This is a genomic window from Geopseudomonas aromaticivorans (assembly GCF_019097855.1).
Classification (GTDB): Bacteria; Pseudomonadota; Gammaproteobacteria; order Pseudomonadales; family Pseudomonadaceae; genus Geopseudomonas; species Geopseudomonas aromaticivorans.
On sequence record NZ_JAHRGL010000062.1, the window covers coordinates 114,928 to 134,965 of the forward strand.

The 20,038-nt window shown below is 68.0% G+C and carries 18 protein-coding genes and 1 tRNA gene; 11 read left to right on the plus strand and 8 right to left on the minus strand.

What is annotated here, in order from left to right:
* The first annotated feature begins 59 nt into the window (after nucleotides 1-59).
* Nucleotides 60-136 (plus strand) — tRNA-Pro (locus KRX52_RS17815).
* 295 nt (nucleotides 137-431) lie between these two features.
* Here the strand turns inward: KRX52_RS17815 and KRX52_RS17820 are convergent.
* From KRX52_RS17820 to KRX52_RS17840, 5 genes are all read right to left on the minus strand, one after another.
* A complete protein-coding gene (locus tag KRX52_RS17820; protein WP_217683072.1) occupies nucleotides 432-1,577 on the minus strand; it encodes a serine hydrolase domain-containing protein in 1,146 nt (381 codons plus the stop codon).
* A 72-nt stretch (nucleotides 1,578-1,649) separates the two neighbouring features.
* Nucleotides 1,650-2,486 carry an SDR family NAD(P)-dependent oxidoreductase gene (locus KRX52_RS17825; RefSeq protein WP_217683073.1) on the minus strand — a complete coding sequence of 279 codons (837 nt, stop codon included), beginning with the start codon at nucleotides 2,484-2,486 and terminating at the stop codon, nucleotides 1,650-1,652.
* A gap of 16 nt (nucleotides 2,487-2,502) precedes the next feature.
* Nucleotides 2,503-4,647 carry an ATP-dependent DNA helicase DinG gene (gene dinG, locus KRX52_RS17830; protein WP_217683189.1) on the minus strand — a complete coding sequence of 715 codons (2,145 nt, stop codon included), beginning with the start codon at nucleotides 4,645-4,647 and terminating at the stop codon, nucleotides 2,503-2,505.
* A gap of 103 nt (nucleotides 4,648-4,750) precedes the next feature.
* The gene (locus KRX52_RS17835; RefSeq protein ID WP_217683074.1) at nucleotides 4,751-5,104 is read right to left on the minus strand and encodes a DUF1145 domain-containing protein; all 354 of its coding nucleotides are present in this window, start codon (nucleotides 5,102-5,104) and stop codon (nucleotides 4,751-4,753) included.
* Between the two features lie 134 nt (nucleotides 5,105-5,238).
* The gene (locus tag KRX52_RS17840) at nucleotides 5,239-5,961 is read right to left on the minus strand and encodes a PA1041 family peptidoglycan-binding anchor lipoprotein (protein ID WP_217683075.1); all 723 of its coding nucleotides are present in this window, start codon (nucleotides 5,959-5,961) and stop codon (nucleotides 5,239-5,241) included.
* Nucleotides 5,962-6,100: 139 nt separating this feature from the next.
* Here KRX52_RS17840 and KRX52_RS17845 point away from each other — a divergent pair, with 139 nt between their 5' ends.
* Complete coding sequence (locus KRX52_RS17845; protein WP_217683076.1) at nucleotides 6,101-6,577, plus strand: YchJ family protein; 477 nt, start codon at nucleotides 6,101-6,103, stop codon at nucleotides 6,575-6,577.
* Nucleotides 6,578-6,592: 15 nt separating this feature from the next.
* On the opposite strand, the gene KRX52_RS17850 is transcribed toward KRX52_RS17845, so the two are convergent.
* Nucleotides 6,593-7,132 carry a hypothetical protein gene (locus KRX52_RS17850; RefSeq protein WP_217683077.1) on the minus strand — a complete coding sequence of 180 codons (540 nt, stop codon included), beginning with the start codon at nucleotides 7,130-7,132 and terminating at the stop codon, nucleotides 6,593-6,595.
* Between the two features lie 125 nt (nucleotides 7,133-7,257).
* Here KRX52_RS17850 and KRX52_RS17855 point away from each other — a divergent pair, with 125 nt between their 5' ends.
* The 8 genes from KRX52_RS17855 to KRX52_RS17890 all read left to right on the plus strand — a co-directional run bounded on the left by KRX52_RS17855 (nucleotide 7,258) and on the right by KRX52_RS17890 (nucleotide 15,647).
* Entirely contained in the window at nucleotides 7,258-7,758 is a 501-nt protein-coding gene (locus KRX52_RS17855) for an LEA/WHy family protein (RefSeq protein WP_217683078.1), read from the plus strand.
* A 3-nt stretch (nucleotides 7,759-7,761) separates the two neighbouring features.
* On the plus strand, nucleotides 7,762-7,956 hold the full coding sequence (locus KRX52_RS17860; RefSeq protein ID WP_217683079.1) for an SEC-C metal-binding domain-containing protein: 195 nt from the start codon (nucleotides 7,762-7,764) through the stop codon (nucleotides 7,954-7,956).
* Between the two features lie 7 nt (nucleotides 7,957-7,963).
* The gene (locus tag KRX52_RS17865) at nucleotides 7,964-8,428 is read left to right on the plus strand and encodes a DUF2489 domain-containing protein (RefSeq protein ID WP_217683080.1); all 465 of its coding nucleotides are present in this window, start codon (nucleotides 7,964-7,966) and stop codon (nucleotides 8,426-8,428) included.
* 122 nt (nucleotides 8,429-8,550) lie between these two features.
* Nucleotides 8,551-11,091 (plus strand): penicillin acylase family protein, encoded by a 2,541-nt coding sequence (locus KRX52_RS17870; RefSeq protein WP_217683081.1) that lies wholly within the window; start codon nucleotides 8,551-8,553, stop codon nucleotides 11,089-11,091.
* 126 nt (nucleotides 11,092-11,217) lie between these two features.
* The gene (locus KRX52_RS17875; RefSeq protein ID WP_217683082.1) at nucleotides 11,218-12,354 is read left to right on the plus strand and encodes a VIT1/CCC1 transporter family protein; all 1,137 of its coding nucleotides are present in this window, start codon (nucleotides 11,218-11,220) and stop codon (nucleotides 12,352-12,354) included.
* 132 nt (nucleotides 12,355-12,486) lie between these two features.
* Nucleotides 12,487-13,038 (plus strand): DUF4124 domain-containing protein, encoded by a 552-nt coding sequence (locus KRX52_RS17880; protein WP_217683083.1) that lies wholly within the window; start codon nucleotides 12,487-12,489, stop codon nucleotides 13,036-13,038.
* A gap of 84 nt (nucleotides 13,039-13,122) precedes the next feature.
* The gene (locus KRX52_RS17885) at nucleotides 13,123-14,448 is read left to right on the plus strand and encodes an erythromycin esterase family protein (protein WP_217683084.1); all 1,326 of its coding nucleotides are present in this window, start codon (nucleotides 13,123-13,125) and stop codon (nucleotides 14,446-14,448) included.
* A 107-nt stretch (nucleotides 14,449-14,555) separates the two neighbouring features.
* On the plus strand, nucleotides 14,556-15,647 hold the full coding sequence (locus KRX52_RS17890; protein WP_217683085.1) for an AI-2E family transporter: 1,092 nt from the start codon (nucleotides 14,556-14,558) through the stop codon (nucleotides 15,645-15,647).
* A gap of 108 nt (nucleotides 15,648-15,755) precedes the next feature.
* Here KRX52_RS17890 and dcd read toward each other — a convergent pair whose 3' ends face one another.
* Nucleotides 15,756-16,322, minus strand: a complete 567-nt coding sequence (gene dcd, locus KRX52_RS17895; RefSeq protein WP_090214307.1) for a dCTP deaminase — start codon at nucleotides 16,320-16,322, stop codon at nucleotides 15,756-15,758.
* Between the two features lie 214 nt (nucleotides 16,323-16,536).
* A complete protein-coding gene (gene apbC, locus KRX52_RS17900; RefSeq protein WP_217683086.1) occupies nucleotides 16,537-17,631 on the minus strand; it encodes an iron-sulfur cluster carrier protein ApbC in 1,095 nt (364 codons plus the stop codon).
* 240 nt (nucleotides 17,632-17,871) lie between these two features.
* Between apbC and metG the strand changes: the two genes are divergently transcribed.
* The gene (gene metG / locus KRX52_RS17905) at nucleotides 17,872-19,917 is read left to right on the plus strand and encodes a methionine--tRNA ligase (protein WP_217683087.1); all 2,046 of its coding nucleotides are present in this window, start codon (nucleotides 17,872-17,874) and stop codon (nucleotides 19,915-19,917) included.
* Nucleotides 19,918-20,038 lie beyond the last annotated feature (121 nt).

Here is a 20,038-nt window from a genome sequence, read left to right on the forward strand (position 1 = left end):
TTTTTTCACCTAACCCCTTGTGCACCATCATTTTTTCTGTAAAATGAGCCCCATCAAAACGGAGCGTAGCGCAGCTTGGTAGCGCGTCTCGTTCGGGACGAGAAGGTCGCTGGTTCGAATCCAGTCGCTCCGACCATATCCCGATCTGCCGATGAATTTCGGTGAATCACTCAACAAGGCCCGCCCAGTGCGGGCCTTGTTGTTTCTGCAATATTTCTCCCGCCTCCCCCGCACCGACCAGCGCGCCTCCCTCTGTGAATCTGCCGGATGACCTTCGCGCTGACGGGAGGCGCACAGCCTGCCGCGCCCCGAGCCCCTGAACGGCGCCGCACCGCCCATCCACGGTCACAGGGAGCGCCCGCACCTGCACACCGGCTTATGCCGCGCCCACCCGCTCACCAGTCACAGGCATTGCCGTCCAGCAGCGTCCCCTACAAGCACGCCCCTGCCAAGCGTGCCAGCCTTTGCGCGCGCGGGTCCATCAGCACATACGGCCCGAGGGTGTTGGTGACGAAGCCGAAGGCCAGCTCGCGCTCGGGGTCGGCGAAGCCGATGGAGCCGCCGGCGCCGGGGTGGCCGAAGGCATGGCGGCCGAGGCCGTAGGTGGCGTTGGCCATGTCGGGCTGCTCGAGCATCAGGCCTAGTCCTAAGCGGGTGCGGGTCAGCAGGGTGAGGTCGTCGCCCAGGCTGTGTTCACGGGTCATCTCGGCCAGCAGGGCGCTGTCGAGCAGGCTGCCGTCCAGCAAGCCGGCATAGAAGCCGGCCAGGCTGCGCGCGTTGCCGTGGCCGTTGGCGGCTGGCTGCTGCATGCGCCGCCACTCCGGCTTGTTGGTGCTGGTCATGATCGACGGCGGATTGGTGAAGGCGCGGGTGGTCATGGCCTGTGGCTCGCGCAGCATGGCGTTGAGCACGCGCTGGGCGGCGGCGTCGCCCAGGTTGCCCTTGCCGCGGGAGATATGGGCGACGCGGTGGAACTCGCTGTCGGCCAGTCCGATGTGGAAGTCGAGGCCCAGCGGCTTGGCGGTGCGCTCGACGATCACCTCGCCGGGGCGGCGCCCGCTGGCGCGGCGGATCAGTTCGCCGATCAGCCAGCCGTAGGTGATGGGCGCATAGCCATGCGCTTCGCCGGGCGTCCACCAGGGCGCTTCCCCGGCCAGCGCGGCGGTCATGGTGTCCCAGTCGTAGAGCGCTTCGGGCGCCAGCGGCTGGCGGATCGCCGGCAGACCGGCGCGGTGGCTGAGCAGCTGGCGCAGGGTGATGTGCTGCTTGCCGGCGGCGCCGAACTCGGGCCACAGGCGGGTGACCGGCGCGTCCAGCTCCAGCTTGCCCTCACCCACCAGCTGCAGCGCGGCAGCGGCGGTGAAGGCCTTGGTGCAGGAATACAGGTTGAGGATGGTGTCGGTATGCCAGGGCTCGAGGCCGTCCTTGTCGGCCATGCCGGCCCACAGGTCGACCACGGTTTCGCCGCCGACCTGGATGCACAGCGCGGCGCCGCGCTCCTGCGGGTTGTCGAACAATTCGGCGAAGGCATCCCTCACCGCTTCGAACTGCAGGTCGAAATAGCCCTGAATCTGCACTGCCCTACCCCCGGATCGAAATGGCCCGGGCATTGTTTCAGTCCGAGCGCGCCTTGGGAACCCCGCGGCGAGCTACGCGTTCGAGCGCTTCAGGCGGTCGAGCAGGCGATCCGGCAGCAGGCGGTTAAGCACGCGGAACAGCTTGGCCGGCAGCGTCACCGGGTAGCGGGTACGTGGCACGCCACTGCTCAGCGCCTGCAGCACCGCCGCGGCCACCGCTTCGGCCGGCAGGGTGAAGCGGACCGCCGCGTCCGCCTTGGCCAGGCGCTCGATCATGCGCCGATAGGCGGCGACATGCGGTCCGGCGTCGGTGTCCACATGCCGGCGCAGGGCCGCCAGGCTGTTGGCGCGAAAGCGGGAGGCAATCGGCCCCGGCTCGATCAGCACCGCCTCGATGCCGCTGCCCGCCAGCTCCAGACGCAGGGTGTCGACCAAGCCCTCGAGGGCGAACTTGGAGGCGTTATAGGCCGCGCGCAGAGGCAACGCCGTATAACCGAGTACCGAGCTATTGAACAGGATGCGGCCGTGGCCCTGGTGGCGCATCGCCGGCAGCACCGCGGCGATCAGCTCGGCCGGGCCGAACAGGTTGCTCTCGAACTGCTCGCGCCAGGCGGCGCGCGGCAGGTCCTCGACGGCACCCGGCTGGCCGTAGCCGCCATTGTTGAACAGCGCATCGAGACGCCCGCCGGTACTCGCCAGCACGCTGGCGACGGCCTCGCCGATGCTATCCGAGTCATCCAGATCGAGCGCCAGCGCCTCGAAGCCCTCGGCGGCCAGACGGGCGACGTCCTCGGCCCGGCGGGCGCTGGCGAACACCCGCCAGCCGGCGGCGCGACAGGCCCGCGCGGTGGCCAGGCCGATGCCGCTGGAGCAACCGGTGATCAGGATGGAGCGGGGAGACGGGTCCATGGCGTCGCCGGCCGACTCAGTCGATCTGCCGGCGGAACGGCGGCAGGGCGTTGAGGATGGCCTTGCCGTAGCGCTGGGTCACCACACGGCGATCCAGCAGGGTCACTGTACCGGTGTCCTGCTCGGTGCGCAGCAGGCGACCACAGGCCTGGATCAGGCGCAGCGAGGCGTCGGGCACGGCGATCTCCATGAACGGGTTGCCGCCACGCGCCTCGATCCACTCGGACAGCGCCGCTTCCACCGGGTCGTCCGGCACCGCGAAGGGGATCTTGGCGATCAGCACGTGCTCGCAGTAGGCGCCGGGCAGGTCGACGCCCTCGGCGAAGCTGGCCAGACCGAACAGCACGCTGGTCTCGCCGTCGTCGACCCGCGCCTTGTGCTTGTTGAGGGTTTCCTGCTTGGACAGGTTGCCCTGGATCAGCACGCGCTTGCGCCAGTCGCGCGCGAGGCCGTCGAACACGTCCTGCATCTGCTTGCGCGAAGAGAACAGCACCAGGCTGCCGCGCGCGCCTTCGACCAGGGTCGGCAGTTCGCGGATGATCGCCGCGGTATGCGCCGCAGCGTCGCGCGGGTCGGCCTTGAGGTCGGGCACGCGCAACAGGCCGGCCTCGGCGTAGCGGAACGGACTGGGCACCACGGCGGTGACGGCGCCCTTGGGCAAGCCGGCGCGCATGCGGTAGCGGTCGAAGGTGCCCAGCGCGGTGAGGGTGGCCGAGGTCACCAGGGCGCCGTAGGCGACGTTCCACAGGTTGCGGCGCAGGGTTTCGGCGGCGAGGATCGGACTGGCGTTGACCTCGATGTCGTGATAGCTGCCGCTCTCGGCCAGGGTCAGCCAGCGCGCCATCGGAGGGCTGTCCTCGGGGTCCTCGAGGGTGAAGGCGGTCCACAGCTCCCAGTTGCTCTGCGCCCGCGCCAGCAGGCTGCCGAACAGCGGGTACCACTCCTCGGCCTGGTAGCTGCTCACCCCGGCGCTACTGTCACCATCCATTGCCTCCTTGAGGATGTCGGCCAGACGGGTGAACACGTCGTTGAGGCGGTTGAAGCCCTTCTTCAGCTCGATACCCATCTCGCGCAGGTGCTCGGGCACCAGACCACCGACGAAGCGGTGGCGCGGGCGGTCGCGGCCTTCCATGTCCTCGCCGGGACGGAAGTCGCCGAGCTCCTCGCAGGCGGCGTAGACGAACTGCTGCTGGGTGCGGATTTCGCGGGCCAGCTCCGGCACGCCCTCGATCAGCCGGCCGAACTCGCCGGGCAGCGGGTTCTGCGCCAGCAGGCGGGTGAGGTTCTTGGCGATCTGCTCCAGCCACTCGGCAGTGGAGCGCAGACGGGTGAAGTGGGCGAAGTGGCCGATGGCCTTGTCCGGCAGGTGGTGGCCCTCGTCGAACACGTAGAGGGTCTCGCTCGGCGCCGGCAGGATGGCGCCGCCGCCGAGGGCCAGATCGGCCAGCACCAGGTCGTGGTTGGTGACGATCACGTCGACCTTGGTCATGCCCTCGCGCGCCTTGTAGAAAGCGCACTGCTGGAAGTTGGGGCAATGGCGGCCGGTGCACTGGGTGTGGTCGGTGGTCAGCCGCGACCACTGCACATCCTCGATGGCTTCCGGCCAGGCGTCGCGGTCGCCGTCCCAGCGACTGCCGGCCAGACGCTCGATCATCGTGTTGAACAGCTTCTGGCTGGCCTCGTCGACGTCGATCTTGAAGCCTTCCTCCTCGAACAGCTGGGCGGTGGCGCCCTGCGCCGCGCCCTCCTGCAGCAGCAGGTCGAGCTTGGACAGGCACAGGTAGCGGCCGCGGCCCTTGGCCAGGGCGAAGCTGAAGTTGAGGCCGCTGTTGCGTGCCAGGTCCGGCAGGTCCTTGAAGACGATCTGCTCCTGCAGGGCGACCGTGGCGGTGGCGATCACCAGACGCTTGCCGGCGGCCTTGGCCGCGGGAATCGCCGCCAGGGCATAGGCCACGGTCTTGCCGGTACCGGTGCCGGCTTCCACCGCCACCACCGCCGGGTCGCCGGTGCGCTTGCCTTCGTCGTCGGTGGCGATGGCGCCGAGACCCTTGGCCACTTCGGCGATCATCAGGCGCTGGCCGTAGCGCGGCTTGAGGCTCTTGGCCTCGAGAAAGCGGGTGTAGGCGCCCTGGATCTGGGACTTGAGTTCGTTGCTGAGCATGGCGGGCGCGCTGGATAAACGTTCAGTGATCGGACGGGTGGCCATGATAGCGCGCCGGCCGCCGGCCTGCAGAAAGGATCGACCGGCAGGCCCCGGCTGGGACTCAGGCGGCGCTGCGCTGATCCGCGGCGTCAGGCGCCGGCTCGGTCACTCCAGCGCCTTCCGCCACGCGGGTCGCCTGCAGCAGCTGCTCGACCACCGACGCGGGCGATGGCAGGGCCTGCAGATAAAACGAGCCGAACAGGAGCAGCAGCAGGCGGTCGCGGGTCGGCTGCGCACTGACCTTGAGCCGACCGTGGCACAGCGCCAGCTGCAGGACATGCAGCAGCAGCACCGCCGCAGCGGCCAGGTTGACCAGCAGGGCGAAGGGCGCCGCGAAGGGGGAAATCAGGTTGCCCAGCACCGCCAGCCAGAACAGCACGGCCAGCAGGCGGCCGAAGGTCGTCAGCTGTTTCATCGAGGTATCCGAGAGGAATCAGCGCGCACCTTAACGGCAGCCGCCAGGGCTGCCAAGTGTGTGCCGACGTGCAGACAGTCATGAGGGGCCGACCGGCCCCTCATGACAGCAAACGCCTGACCACCATCGGAGCGCTAGCGATCGACCATGATCTCCACCCGACGGTTCTCTGCCCGCCCTTCCTTGCTGGCGTTGTCGGCCACCGGCTTGCTCTCGCCAAAGCCTTCGGAAGTCAGCTTGTCCGGCGCCACGCCCTGGCTCACCAGATAGTCCACCACGCTGGCGGCGCGCCGCTCCGAGAGCCCTTGGTTATAGGCATCGGTGCCGGTGCTGTCGGTGTGGCCATTCACCTTGATGCCGACCACATCGCTGCCCTTGAGCTTCTCCACCACGGTGTCGAGGGTGGCCATGGCGGCGGGGGTCAGCTTGGCGGAATCGAAGGCGAACAGCACTTCGCCCAGATCGCTGAGGACGATGACCTCATCCTGCGGTGCCGGCGGTGCGGCTTTCTCGGGGTACTGCGGGAGCGGACAGCCGTTGTGCCCCACCGGCGTGTTGGCCGGCGTGCCCTGGCAGCGGTCGCGCCGGTCGAATACGCCGTCCTTGTCCTCGTCGCCATCCTGCGCATAGCACAGCAGGCCGCCGAGGATCGCGCCGGCCGCGGCGCCACCGCCGGCCCAGGCCGAGCTCTCCGTGGCCCCCAGGCCGCCACCAACCAGGCCGCCGAGCAGACTGCACCATGGCCAGTTCTTTTGGTTGAGCGGAGCATCACCGGTGCTGGTAGTGGAGGCGCAACCGGCCAGAACCCCGCTGACCAGAAGCAGCGGTAGTGCCGCTTTAGCGAATATATTTCCCATGCTGCAGTTCTCCGTGGCATCGGTCCCAAATTGCCGATGTTAGAAGTAAAGACGGGGCGTCACATATCTGCCAGCTGGCGCAGGCGGCTGCGTTGCGGCTAGGCTAGAGCCTCTTTTTTGACTGCACCGATAGTTCCCGATGCCCCTTTCTATCTGCCCCTGCGGCAGCACCCTGCCCTTGGCCGACTGCTGCGGCCGCTACCACGCTGGCGCGCTGCCGGCGACCGCCGAGGCGCTGATGCGCTCGCGCTACAGCGCCTACGTACTCGGCTTGATCGACTATCTGGTCGCCACCACCCTGCCCGCCCAGCAGACGGGACTGGAGCGCGAAGCCATGGCCGCGTGGAGCCGGCAAAGTCGCTGGCTGGGCCTGACCGTGGAAAAGCACCAGCCCCTCGGCGGCACCCCGGAACGGGCCCAAGTGACCTTCAGCGCCCGCTGGCAGGACGATGCCGGCGACCAGGCGCACCGCGAGTGCTCGGATTTCGTACGCCTGGACGGGCGCTGGTACTTCATCGACCCGACCGTGCAGCTCAAGGCCGGGCGCAACGATCCCTGCCCATGCGGCAGCGGGCAGAAGTTCAAGAAGTGCTGCGCGGTCCTGCTCGGACGCTGACCGCCCGCGCGTGAGTCAGTTCGCCAGCTGCAGGTGCGAGGTATCCGGCGGCGGGCCAGCCGGCGCGGCCTTGGCCTGGCCCATGTCGCTACCCACCGGAGCCACGCTCAGCTGGCTCAGATCCAGCGCCGGTGCCGCAGGAGCCGGGCGCTGCTCCTGCAGGTCGGCACCGACCGGCGCCAGGCCGAAGTCCGGCGCGGCCACGTCACTGAATGCCGCCATGTATTCGTCGCGCGGCGCCACCTTGAGCGCGGGCAACGCAACGTCCGGGGCCACGGCGGCGGTCGCGACCGGGGCGACCGGCACCGCGGGCGCAGGAGCCTGGCCAACCGGACTGACCTCCACCTGAGCACCGGCGCGCTCGAGGGTCAGGCGGTACTTTTCGGCGCTGGCCGCATCCAGATTGCTCTTGATCACCGTGCGCCGTCCGGAAAACAGCGCGGCAATCCGCTGCGGGTCGGCCTGGAACAAACGCGCCAGGTTGGCCCGCACCTGCTCCGCATCGGCTCCCACCACCAGCTCGCCCGCGAAGGCTACTTCATAAAGATTGCTCAACCGTCACACTCCTGTCCTTTTTCCTGCGCAGTATGGCGCTGGTTTTTTTACTGCAACATTCCCGCAACAACACGTTGCAGCCCTTGTTGCGATTGTTACACTCGGGCATCCAACGGAGTTTTGGCATGATATTTCCGGCGTCCATAACAAGAACCCTCGCCCTCTTGCTACTTCTGCTCGCCGGTCATGGTCTGAGCGGCTGCGCCAGCGCGCCGAGCGACACCCTATTCAAGAACCCCGACGTCCAACTGGTCAATGTCGAACTGGTTCGCGGGCGCCTGCTGGAGCAGGAGTTCCGCCTACGCTTTCGCATCGACAACCCCGACGACGTCGACCTGTCGGTTCGCAGCCTCAAATACACGGTTTTCCTCGAGAAGGTGAAGCTGGCAAGCGGCAAATACTCGACCTGGCTCACGGTTCCGGCCCACAGCTATCGGGAATTCGACGTCCCGGTGAACACCAACCTCTGGCGACAGATGAAAGACATCGCCAAACTATTGAGAAAGCCCGACAATCCGATCACCTATCGCCTCCAAGGCGAGCTGACGGTCGGGCTGATGTTCCGCCACCACGTCAATGTAAAACGTAGTGGCACCATTGTTCCCGGCGCCTTTATTCCGGAGTAAGTGATGACCCAGCAAGACCATGTGCATGGCCCCGACTGCAACCACGACCATGACCACCACCACGAGCCGCACGTCCACGGCCCGCACTGCAACCACGAGCACCAGGAGCCGGTGCGCAATCCGCTGAAGGATGTCGGCCGCAACGACCCCTGCCCGTGCGGCAGCAACAAGAAGTACAAGAAGTGCCACGGCGCCTGAACAGGGCATGAACGCACTGTCCATCGGCCTGCTGCTGGCCGGCCTGCTCGTCGTGCTGGTGCTGGGCGGCTACGCCCTGCACCTGTGGCGCCGGGTGTGGGCCCAGCAGAAGGCCTATGCGAGCGCCGAGAGCGCCCGCCAGCAGCGCCTCGGCGGCGATCTGCGCCTCCTGGCCGGCAGCCTGCTCGACGAGCAGCTGCCGTTGATCGAAGGCGCCATCCGCATCAAGATCCTGCTCGACAACTACAACATCCAGCTCAGCAACCACGAGCGTTGCCGGGTCTTCCACACCCTGTTCGACGAAACCTCCGGCATCCCCACCCATGCCGCCTGGAAGGCGCTGACGGCCGCCGAGCGCCGCCAGCACGACAAGCGCTTCAGCGAACTCGAACTGCAACACAAGGCTGCCGCCCGCAAGGCCGCCCGCTGGCTGCTCGACGAAGGCCTGCCGCAGCACCCCGCCCACGTCTGAAAGAGCCTGCCCCGACAGCTCTTGTCAGGCGCCTGCAGGCCCCCTAACGTAGCGCCCTTTTCCGGCATGGCCCCTGGCGCTGTGCTGAACTGGTCTTGCCTGCCCGCTCCTGGAGCCACGCCATGTCGCTGCGTTCGTTTCGTCCCCTCGCCCCGCTGGCGGGTGCCGCCGCCCTGACCACGCTAGTCAGCCTGAGTGGCTGCCAAACCTGGCTGGACAGCCGCTACCAGGACAGCCTGCCGCCCACCTCCGGCGTGCAGCCGCTCAAGGGCCTGGCCGACACGGTGTCGGTGCGCCGCAATGCGCTGGGCATGCCACTGATCGAGAGCCGCAGCTTCCACGACGCACTGTTCGCCCTCGGCTACGTGCACGCCAGCGACCGCCTGAGCCAGATGGTCGGCCTGCGCCTGATGGCCCAAGGCCGTTTGGCCGAGATGGCAGGTCCCGGCGTGCTGGAGATCGACCGCTTCATGCGTGCGGTGAACCTGCGCCAGAGCGCCGACATCGTCTACAAGAACGCCTCGCCGCGCCTGCACAAGTTCTTCGAGGTCTACGCCCGCGGCGTCAACGCCTACCTGTTCCGCCACCGCGACAAGTTGCCGATGGACCTGGCCGCTTCCGGCTACCGCCCGGAATACTGGAAGCCGGAAGACTCGGCGCTGATCTTCTGTCTGCTCAACTTCGGCCTGTCGGTCAACCTGCAGGAGGAAATCTCCAGCCTGGCGCTGGCACAGAAGGTCGGCGCCGCGCAGCTGGCCTGGCTGCTGCCGACCTACCCGGACGAGCCGCTGCCGGTCGACGAGGCGGACAAGCTCAAGGGCCTCGCCCTGAGCGGCAAGATCCCGGGGCTCGCCGCCCTGGATGGCGTCGCCGGGCAGTTGGCGGCGTTGAACATGCTCGGCGTTGCCGCCTCCAACAACTGGGCCATCGCCCCCCAGCGCAGCCGCAGCGGCAAGAGCCTGCTGGCCAACGACCCGCACCTGCCGCTGAGCCAGCCTTCGCTGTGGAGCTTCGTGCACCTGCGCGCGCCCAAGTACCAGGCCGCCGGCGTCTCGGTGGCCGGCATCCCCGCGGTGGTCGCTGGCTTCAACGGCAAGCTGGCCTGGGGCATGACCATGGTCATGGGCGACACCCAGGACCTGTTCCTCGAACAGCTGCGCCAGCAGGGCGGGCGCCTCGAGTACCTCGCCGACGGCAAGTGGCAGCCGGCGCGCGCGCACCAGGAAACCTTCTTCGTCAAGGGGCAGAGCCCGGTCCGCGAAACCTTCTACGAGACCCGCAACGGCCCGTTGCTGAACAGCGTGCTCGGCGAACGCAAGCACGCCATGCAACCCATCGCCCTGGCCAGCGGCTACGGCCTCGCCTTGAAGACCAACCAGTTCGAGGCCGACCAGACCCTCGACGCCATCTTCGACCTGTCGCGCGCCCAGTCGGTGGAGGATGCCCACGAGCCGGTGCGCAACATCCGCGCCCTCGGTCTGAACATGGTCTACGCCGACGCCCAGCACATCGCCTGGCAGGTCACCGGGCGCTACCCGAACCGCAAGGGCGGTCGCGGCCTCGTGCCCTCGCCCGGCTGGGACAGCCAGTACGGCTGGGACGGCTACGCCGACACCATGCTGCATCCCTACGATCAGGACCCGATGCAGGGCTGGCTGGGCACCGCCAACCAGCGCACCGTGCCGGCCGGCTACGGCGTGCAGCTGTCCAACTCGTGGTTCTATCCCGAGCGTGCCGAGCGCATCGCCGAACTGGCCGGCGCCAGCACCCGCCACGATGCCCGCAGCATGATCGCCATGCAGTACGACCAGCAGACGCCGTTCGCCGCCAAGCTCAAGGCCATGTTCGCCGATCCCCTCATGGCGCAGCCGCTGCAGCGGGTGATCGAGGCCCTGCCGGCCGGCGAGCGCGACCAGGCGCGCGAAGCCCTCAAGCGCCTGCAGGCCTTCGACGGCCAACTGGCGGCCGGTTCGGCGGACGCCGCGCTGTACGCGATGTTCCTGCAGGAAAGCGCGCGGCAGACCTTCCTCGACGAACTGGGGCCGGAGGACAGCGCCGCCTGGCAGGGCCTGGTGGAAATCGCCAAGCTCAGCTACTCGGCGCAGGCCGACCACCTGCTCGGCCGCGTCGACAGCCCGTTCTGGGACGACGTGCGCACGGCGCAGAAGGAGGACAAGCCGGCGATCCTCGCCCGCAGCCTGGCCGCCAGCGTGGCCCAGCTGGAAAGCCGGCTGGGCAGCAATCGCAGTGCCTGGCAGTGGGGCAAGCTGCACAGCTACCAGTGGGACAGCGACAGCACCCGTCTGGCGCCGTACATGAGTGCCGGCCAGCGCGCCAGCCTGGCGACCATCAAGGACTACCTGGATCGCGGCCCCTATCCGGCCGGTGGCGACCACAGCACCCTGAACGTCTCCGCCTGGCTGTGGGGCAAGGACTTCGACACCTGGCTGATTCCGTCCATGCGCATGGTGGTCGACTTCGGTCAGGACGAGCCACTGCAGGGGGTCAACAGCTCCGGCCAGTCCGGCAACCCGGCGAGCAAGCACTACGCCGACGGCATCGACGCCTGGCTCAAGGGCCGCTACCAGAGCTTCCCGTTCCAGAGCCACAACCTCGACCGCAGCTATGGCAGCCAGCGCCTGCTGCTGACGCCGGGGCGCTAGGCGAGCACGGACATGTGGTGCGCACGGCGCACCCTACTGGCGGCTCGCGCAGGGTGCACCGTGCGCACCTGGGCATTCACAACAGGGGCTAGTCTGTAGGGGTATTCCCGCATCGGAGGCCACCGCATGCCCACCGACCGCCAGGCCCACCTCGAACGCTACCGCCGCAACCTGCAGGGCGAGATCGACAGCGCCGCGCTGTACCGCGCCCTCGCCGAGTGCGAGAGCCGCCCGGAGCTGGCTGAGCTGTACCGCCGCCTGGCAGCCATCGAGGAGCGCCACGCGGAGTTCTGGCGGGCGCAGTTCCGCCAGGCCGGCACCGGTGCGCCCGAGCTGCGCCCCAGCTGGCGCACCCGCCTGCTGATCCGCATCGCCCGCCTGCTCGGCCCGGACTGGGTGGTGGGGGCCGCCGCCTCGCTGGAGCAGATCGACCGCTGTCAGTACGACGACCAGCCGGAAACCTGCGATACCGGCATGCCCGGCCAGGAACGCTCGCACGCCCGCCTGCTCGCCGAGCTGGCGGGCGGGCGGCGCAACGCCTGGAACGGCCACCAATTCGCCAGCCTCGAAGGTCGCCACCGCGCCGGCGGCGGCAACGCCCTGCGCGCCGCCGTGCTCGGCGCCAACGACGGCCTGATCTCCAACTTCAGCCTGGTGATGGGCGTGGCCGGCGCAGCCTTCTCAGCCGATGCCCTGCTGCTCACCGGCCTGGCCGGTCTGCTCGCCGGCGCCTGCTCGATGGCGCTGGGCGAGTGGCTGTCGGTGCAGAACGCCCGCGAGCTGTACCAGCAGCAGATCGCCACCGAGCGCGACGAGCTGGAGATGGTCCCCGACGAGGAAGCCGAGGAACTGGTGCTGATCTACCGCGCCAAGGGCCTCGACGAGCCCCGCGCGCGGGCCATGGCCCGCGACATCATGGCCGACAAGGACCACGCGCTGGACACGCTGGTGCGCGAGGAACTGGGCATCGACCCGGACGACCTCGGTGGCTCGGCCTGGCTGGCCGCCGTCACCTCCTTCGTGGTGTTCAGCCTCGGCGCGCTGCTGCCGGTGCTGCCGTTCCTGCTGCTCGACGGCCAGGCGGCGGTACTGGCCTGCGCGCTGTTCAGCGCCGGCGGGCTGTTCCTGATCGGTGCGCTGGTCACCCTGTTCACCGGCCGCGGCCTGCTCTACTCGGGGCTGCGCCAGGTCGCCTTCGGCCTCGGAGCCGCGGCGATCACCTACGGCTTGGGGCTCTGGCTGGGGGGGGCGGCGGCAGGCTGATCATTCAACGAACCGTGAACCACTTGGCAATACCGCGGCGGATGCTTATCTTCTGGCCTGACCGCGCAGGGAAGTGCCAAGGAGCCCGCTTCCTGCCGGCGCCGCCGAATTGTGGATAAAGGATCTATCAACATGCTCGCTCTCCGCCTTGCCCTGCTCCTCGCCGTCAGCTGCGCCCTGCCTGCCCAGGCGCAGATCTACAAATGGGTCGACGCCAATGGCCAGACCCATTTCGGCACCCAGCCGCCCAGCTCCGAGCCCGCCCCCCAAGCCCTGAAGCTGCACCAGACCAACCAGAGCGACAGCAAGCTGCCACCGCTGCAGAACCAGACCAGCGACAGCGCAAGCACAGCTCCCCCTGACGAAGAGGAGGCGACTCGCCAGGAAGGCAAGATGTGCCGGCAGGCCGTGCAATGGACCCATGAGGAGGACATACCCAACCTCATCGCCAGCGGCAAGGAACGCCTCAAGGCCGGGCAGATCGACCGTCAGCAGCATGAGCAGGCTCTGAAGGACCTCGAAGGGGTCAAGACCCTCATCACCCTGCCCAAGTGCCTGGTCAGCAAGGGCGAGGATCGCAAAAAGTTCGAATGCCTGGCGAAAGGCCTGGGCCTCGCCGTGTGCAGCGGCGCCGCAGGCGAGGCCATCGATGCCGGCATGCAGAATGCACAAAGCAAGCGCTGATCTCGCCCCGGCAGCCCTCTCGAAGCGCAAAATTGGCTAGGCTTTCCCTGACGCGCCCACGCCCCCGGCGCGTCGGGAGGCCCGATGAAAGACCACTCCGCCCCGCCCAGCGACCAGCAACGCCTCGCCCTACTGCGCCGCTGGGCGAAGCCGCTGCCGGCGCCGGACAGCGCAGAATTCGCCGCGCTGTTCGACCGCTACGCCGATGCCCGCGTGGTCCTGATCGGCGAGGCCAGCCACGGCACCGCCGAGTTCTACCAGACGCGGGCGGCGATCACCCGCCACCTCATCGCCAGGCACGGTTTCACCATCGTCGCCGTCGAGGCCGACTGGCCGGACGCGGCGCAGATCGACCGTCAGGTGCGCCAGCAGCAACCGCCGAGCTGGCAGCAACAGGCTTTCCAGCGCTTCCCCAGCTGGATGTGGCGCAACCGCGAGGTCGCCGGCTTCTGCGCCTGGCTGAGCGACTACAACGCGAGCCTGCCCGCCGAGCGGCGCGTGGAGTTCCGCGGTCTCGACGTCTACAGCCTGGGCGCCTCGATCAGCGCGGTACTGGACTATCTGGAGCGGACCGATGCGCAGGCCGCTCAGGCCGCACGGCAACGCTATGGCTGCCTGCTGCCCTGGCAGGACGCGCCCGCGCTGTACGGCCGCAACGTCCTGCATGGCCAGCAGTCCTGCGAGGATGCCGTGGTCGAGCAATTGCGCACCCTGCTCGAGCAGCGTCTGGAACGCCTGGGCCGCGACGGCGAAGCCTTCTTCGACGCCACCCGCAATGCCCACGTGGTGCAGGCCGCCGAGCAGTACTACCGGATCATGTACCACGGCTCGACGCCCTCGTGGAACCTGCGCGACCAGCACATGTTCGACACCCTGCACAGCCTGCTGGAACATCGCGGCCCGCAGGCCAGGGCGGTGGTCTGGGCGCACAACTCGCACATCGGCAATGCCAGCGCCACCGAGATGGGCTGGGCCGGCCAGTTCAACATCGGTGAGCTGTGCCGCAATGCCTGGGGCCGTGAGGCGGTGCTGATCGGCATGGGCACCGACCGCGGCGAGGTGGCGGCGGCCGACAACTGGGACGAGCCGATGCGCATCAAGCAGGTGCGCCCCTCGCGCCACGACAGCTGGGAGCAGGTGTTCCTGCAGACCGGCCTGCCCGCTTCCCTCACCGACTGGCGCGATGACGACCGTGAGGATTTGCGCGCGGCCCTGCGCGAGCCGCTGCTGGAACGCGCCATCGGCGTGATCTACCGACCGGAGAGCGAGCGCCAGAGCCACTACTTCGAGGCCGTGCTGGCCGAGCAGTTCGACGCCTGGATCTGGCTGGCAGAAACCCATGCCGTCACGCCCCTGGACTCATCTCAGCCGTGCGCCGGCGAGGAAGACACCTATCCTTTTGGAGAGTAGGAGAGCCGCACGGCAGCGCTTTCCCCCATCCGGCATGCCGAGCGCTGAGGACGATTCAGCGCCATCCGCGCATGACGCTAGCGGCAACCAAGAGAAAAGGTACGCCCATGTCGCCATCCCCTGTCCCACCTTGGTCCGGCCCCCTGCTCGATGTGCTGATGCGCGGCGCCCTGATCGTCGTCCTGACCCTGTTCTGCTACCGGGTCTTCCGGCCCTTCATCGATCTGCTGCTCTGGTCGCTGATTCTCGCCGTCACCCTCTACCCGCTGCATGGCTGGCTGCTTGCCCGTCTGGGCAACCGTAATGGCCAGGCGGCCACGCTCATCGTGCTGGTCTGCGTCGCGGCCCTGCTGATACCGGCCTACCTGCTGGGCGCCTCGCTGACCGAGTCGGTGCAAAACACCGTCGCGACCATCAAGAGCGGCGCCTTTGCCATACCGCCCCCCGCCGACTCGGTCGCCAACTGGCCGCTGATCGGCGAGCGCCTCCACGCCGTTTGGCAGCAGGCAGCTGTGAACCTGTCCGGAGCCCTGCAACAACTGGCGCCCAAGGTCAGGGAGCATGCACTCGGCATACTCGGCACGCTGGCCGGGATGGGGGCTGCCATGCTGATCTTCATCGGCGCCCTGATCACTGCCGGGATCATCATGGCCTTCGGCGTGGAGGGGCATCGGAGCGCCAGGCGCATCGCCGCCCGGATCGTCGGCACCCAGCAGGGCGAACGGGTCGTCGTCCTGTGCACCGCCACCATCCGCGCCGTGGCCCTGGGGGTGATCGGCATCGCCTTCATCCAGATGCTGCTGGTCGGCATCCCCTTCGTGATCATGGGCATTCCGGGGGCCGGCCTGCTGGCCCTGGCAATCCTGCTGCTGGGCATCATGCAGGTGCCGGTGACCATCATCACCGTGCCGGTCATCGCCTTCGTCATCGTCACCCAGGGCGCCAGCGTGGAGACAATCACCTTCGCCGTCTGGACCCTGATCGCCGGCCTGTCGGACAACGTGCTCAAGCCGCTGCTGCTCGGCCGCGGCCTGGAAGTGCCGATGCCGGTGGTGCTGATCGGTGCCATCGGCGGCATGGTGGACAGTGGCGTCATCGGCCTGTTCATCGGCCCGGTCGTCCTCGCCGTGGCCTACCGGCTGTTCTGGGAATGGGTGGGCAACGGCGCGGTCGTCAGCGAACGCAGCGCAGGGGACTGATCTTTCCAGACGGCAGGGGACATGCGGCCAGAGCATCGCAACCCGCGGCCGCCGAAACGAAAAAAGCCGGGCAACCAAGGCCCGGCTTTCATGCGCTGGTACGCCCGATCAGGCCTTGGGCAAGGTCACGCCGACCTGACCCTGGTACTTGCCGCCGCGGTCCTTGTAGGACACTTCGCAGGCTTCGTCGGACTGCAGGAACAGCATCTGCGCCACGCCCTCGTTGGCGTAAATCTTCGCCGGCAGGGTGGTGGTGTTGGAGAACTCCAGGGTCACGTGGCCCTCCCACTCCGGTTCCAGCGGGGTGACGTTGACGATGATGCCGCAGCGCGCGTAGGTGCTCTTGCCCAGGCAGATCGTCAGCACGTCGCGCGGGATGCGGAAGTACTCGACGGTGCGCGCCAGGGCGAAGGAGTTCGGCGGGATGATGCACACCGGGCCCTTGACGTCGACGAAGCTCTTCTCGTCGAAGTTCTTCGGATCGACGGTGGCCGAGTGGATGTTGGTGAACACCTTGAACTCGTCGGCGCAGCGCACGTCGTAGCCGTAGCTCGACACCCCGTAGGAGATCACCCGTTCGGACTCGGCACCGCGCACCTGGCGCTCGACAAAGGGCTCGATCATGCCGTGCTCGAGGGCCATGCGGCGAATCCACTTGTCCGATTTGATGCTCATGCGACTGTCCTGCCTAGGAGGTGAAACGGGGGAAGATGGGGCGAAACGGGCGCCCATCTTACCGGCACGCCGATCCCCGGCAAAGGCCCGGCCGGCGCGTGGGCGTGAGACCCGCGTAGGGTGCGCCGTGCGCACCATGGGTACGGCGGCTTTCCCGGTGCGCACGGCGCACCCTACGGCAAGCGGAAACGACTGGGGCCGAGCCGCAGGCCCCTCAATCCTCGCTGATGCTGATGCTCGGCATCGCCGTGGCGCTGGCGGCCTGGCGCACCAGCCGCGCGCCGACCTTGCGCGCCAGCTGCTGGTAGAGCATGGCCAGCGGGCCGTCCGGCTCGGCGACCACGGTCGGTTTGCCGCCGTCGGCCTGCTCGCGGATGGCCATCGCCAGCGGCAAGGAGGCCAGCACGTCGACGCCGTACTGCTCGGCCAGCTTGGCGCCGCCGCCCTCGCCGAACAGGTGCTCGGCATGCCCGCAGTTGGAGCAGATGTGCACGGCCATGTTCTCCACCACGCCGAGTACCGGGATGTTGACCTTGGTGAACATCTCCACGCCCTTGCGGGCATCCAGCAGGGCCAGGTCCTGCGGGGTGGTGACGATCAGCGCGCCGGCCACCGGCACCTTCTGTGCCAGGGTCAGCTGGATGTCGCCGGTGCCCGGCGGCATGTCCACGACCAGATAGTCGAGGTTGTCCCAGGCGCTCTGGGTGATCAGCTGCAGCAGCGCGCCCGAGGCCATCGGCCCGCGCCAAACCATCGGCGTGCGCTCGTCGGCGAGGAAGGCCATCGACATCACCTGCACGCCATGGGCCTGCAGCGGCACGAACCACTGCTGGTCCTTGATCTGCGGACGGGTGCCGTCCGGGATGCCGAGCATCAGGCCCTGGCTGGGGCCGTAGACGTCGGCGTCGAGGATGCCCACCCGTGCGCCCTCGCGGGCCAGCGCCAGCGCCAGGTTGGCGGCGGTGGTCGACTTGCCGACGCCGCCCTTGCCGGAGGCCACCGCAATGACGTTCTTCACCCCGGCCAGGGCCGGGGTCTGCGCCGGCACCGGATGAACCGGGATCACGCAATCCACCTGCACCGAGGCCTCGGTCACACCAGCGAGATTCTCCAGGCCGGACTTGAGCAGCGCGGCCCAGCCGGCCTTGAACAGCCCGGCGGCGTAGCCCAGCTCCAAGCGCACGCGCACGCGACCGCCGTCGATGCTAACGTCACGCAGACAGCCGGCGCTGACCGGGTCCTGATCGAGATGCGGATCGGTGTACTGACGCAGGACCGCCTCGACGGCGGCGCGGGTGACGACACTCATGGATGACTCCCGGAAAAGGTTGAGCGAAACAGGCGGCTATCCTACCCGTAGGGTGCGCCATGCGCACCAATCGGTCGTTCGCCAGTCGATGGTGCGCATGGCGCACCCTACGCGTCCCTCGCTGCATGGCCCCGGTGATGGTGCGCGCGGCGCACCCTGCCGCCGCCCCACGGATGAAAAAAACCGCCCGGAGCTATATAGTTGCCGACTTCCTTCGTTTTGCCAGTGCAGCCGATCATCATGTCCGAGCCCCGCCAGATTCTCGTTACCAGCGCCCTGCCCTACGCCAACGGCTCCATCCACCTGGGCCACATGCTCGAGTACATCCAGACCGACATCTGGGTGCGCTTCCAGAAGCAGCGCGGCAACCAGTGCATCTACGTCTGCGCCGACGACGCCCACGGCTCGGCGATCATGCTGCGCGCGGAAAAGGAAGGCATCACCCCGGAGGCGCTGATCGCCGGCGTGCAGGCCGAACACAGCGGCGACTTCGCCGACTTCCTGGTCAACTTCGACAACTTCCACTCGACCCACGCCGAGGAAAACCGCGAGCTGGCCACCGGCATCTACCTGAAGCTGCGCGACGCCGGGCACATCGCCACCCGCTCGGTGACCCAGTACTTCGACCCGGACAAGGGCATGTTCCTCGCCGACCGCTTCATCAAGGGCACCTGCCCGAAGTGCGCCGCCGAGGACCAGTACGGCGACAACTGCGAGAAGTGCGGCGCCACCTACGAGCCGACCGAACTGAAGGACCCGCGCTCGGCGATCTCCGGCGCCACCCCGGTGCTGCGCGACTCCAAGCACTTCTTCTTCAAGCTGCCGGACTTCGAGGCCATGCTCAAGCAGTGGACCCGCAGCGGCACCCTGCAGGACGCGGTGGCCAACAAGATCGCCGAGTGGCTGGACGGCGGCCTGCAGGAGTGGGACATCTCCCGCGACGCGCCCTACTTCGGCTTCGAGATCCCCGATGAGCCGGGCAAGTACTTCTACGTCTGGCTGGACGCGCCGGTCGGCTACATGGCCAGCTTCAAGAACCTCTGCAAGCGCCGCCCGGAGCTGGACTTCGACGCCTTCTGGAACAAGGACTCCACCGCCGAGCTGTACCACTTCATCGGCAAGGACATCGTCAACTTCCACACCCTGTTCTGGCCGGCGATGCTGGAAGGCGCCGGCTACCGCAAGCCGACCGCGGTCAACGTGCACGGCTACCTGACCGTCAACGGCCAGAAGATGTCCAAGTCGCGCGGCACCTTCATCAAGGCGCGCACCTACCTGGACCACCTGAACCCCGAGTACCTGCGCTACTACTACGCCAGCAAGCTGTCGCGCGGCGTGGATGACCTCGACCTCAACCTCGAGGACTTCGTGCAGAAGGTCAACTCCGACCTGGTCGGCAAGGTGGTCAACATCGCCAGCCGCTGCGCCGGCTTCATCCACAAGGGCAACGCCGGGGTGATGGTCGACGCCAACCCCGAACCGCTGCTGTGGGACACCTTCCAGGCCGCCGCCCCGGCCATCGCCGAGGCCTACGAGCACCGCGACTTCGGCCGCGCCATGCGCGAGATCATGGCCCTGGCCGACCTCGCCAACGCCTGGATCGCCGACAAGGCGCCCTGGGCGCTGAACAAGGTCGAGGGCAAGCAGGCCGAGGTGCAGGAGATCTGCGCCTTCGGCGTCAACCTGTTCCGCCAGCTGGTGATCTTCCTCAAGCCGGTGCTGCCGAACCTGAGCGCTGACGCGGAAAGCTTCCTCAACGTCGCCCCGCTGAGCTGGCAGGACCACGCCCTGCGCCTGGCCAACCACCAGCTGAACCCGTTCACCCCGCTGCTGACCCGTATCGAACCCGCGAAGATTGACGCCATGATCGAAGCCTCCAAGGAAGACCTCGCCGCCCAGTCCACCGAAGCCGCCGCCCCGCAGGGCAACGGCGAACTGGTCAAGGAGCCGCTGGCCGCGGAAATCAACTTCGACGCCTTCGCCGCGGTGGATCTGCGCATCGCGCTGATCGAGAAGTGCGAGTTCGTCGAGGGCGCCGACAAGCTGCTGCGCCTGACCCTAGACATCGGCGACGCCAAGCGCAACGTGTTCTCCGGCATCAAGTCCGCCTACCCGGACCCGAGCAAGCTGGAAGGCCGCCTGACCCTGTACGTGGCGAATCTCGCGCCGCGCAAGATGAAGTTCGGCATCAGCGAAGGCATGGTGCTGGCCGCCGGCCCGGGTGGCGAGGAAATCTTCCTGCTCAGCCCGGACGCCGGCGCCAAGCCGGGCCAGCGTGTGCACTGAGTCTCCGCCTGCATGCCCCAACCCCCGCCGCGCGCGGGGGTTGTTGTTTGCGGGCACGCATCAGCGACTTTTCCCGCCGCCGCGGTTAACCTTGGCGACCTTCGCTTTCTGAACCACGCAC

Excerpts from the sequence above, each read along its gene's own strand:
- KRX52_RS17825 (WP_217683073.1), bottom strand. The coding sequence starts at position 2,486 with ATGGACCCGTCTCCCCGCTCCATCCTGATCACCGGTTGCTCCAGCGGC.
- dinG (WP_217683189.1), bottom strand. The coding sequence starts at position 4,647 with ATGCTCAGCAACGAACTCAAGTCCCAGATCCAGGGCGCCTACACCCGC.
- KRX52_RS17835 (WP_217683074.1), bottom strand. The coding sequence starts at position 5,104 with ATGAAACAGCTGACGACCTTCGGCCGCCTGCTGGCCGTGCTGTTCTGG.
- KRX52_RS17840 (WP_217683075.1), bottom strand. The coding sequence starts at position 5,961 with ATGGGAAATATATTCGCTAAAGCGGCACTACCGCTGCTTCTGGTCAGC.
- KRX52_RS17845 (WP_217683076.1), top strand. The coding sequence starts at position 6,101 with ATGCCCCTTTCTATCTGCCCCTGCGGCAGCACCCTGCCCTTGGCCGAC.
- KRX52_RS17855 (WP_217683078.1), top strand. The coding sequence starts at position 7,258 with ATGATATTTCCGGCGTCCATAACAAGAACCCTCGCCCTCTTGCTACTT.
- KRX52_RS17860 (WP_217683079.1), top strand. The coding sequence starts at position 7,762 with ATGACCCAGCAAGACCATGTGCATGGCCCCGACTGCAACCACGACCAT.
- KRX52_RS17865 (WP_217683080.1), top strand. The coding sequence starts at position 7,964 with ATGAACGCACTGTCCATCGGCCTGCTGCTGGCCGGCCTGCTCGTCGTG.
- KRX52_RS17870 (WP_217683081.1), top strand. The coding sequence starts at position 8,551 with ATGTCGCTGCGTTCGTTTCGTCCCCTCGCCCCGCTGGCGGGTGCCGCC.
- KRX52_RS17875 (WP_217683082.1), top strand. The coding sequence starts at position 11,218 with ATGCCCACCGACCGCCAGGCCCACCTCGAACGCTACCGCCGCAACCTG.
- KRX52_RS17880 (WP_217683083.1), top strand. The coding sequence starts at position 12,487 with ATGCTCGCTCTCCGCCTTGCCCTGCTCCTCGCCGTCAGCTGCGCCCTG.
- KRX52_RS17885 (WP_217683084.1), top strand. The coding sequence starts at position 13,123 with ATGAAAGACCACTCCGCCCCGCCCAGCGACCAGCAACGCCTCGCCCTA.
- KRX52_RS17890 (WP_217683085.1), top strand. The coding sequence starts at position 14,556 with ATGTCGCCATCCCCTGTCCCACCTTGGTCCGGCCCCCTGCTCGATGTG.
- dcd (WP_090214307.1), bottom strand. The coding sequence starts at position 16,322 with ATGAGCATCAAATCGGACAAGTGGATTCGCCGCATGGCCCTCGAGCAC.
- apbC (WP_217683086.1), bottom strand. The coding sequence starts at position 17,631 with ATGAGTGTCGTCACCCGCGCCGCCGTCGAGGCGGTCCTGCGTCAGTAC.
- metG (WP_217683087.1), top strand. The coding sequence starts at position 17,872 with ATGTCCGAGCCCCGCCAGATTCTCGTTACCAGCGCCCTGCCCTACGCC.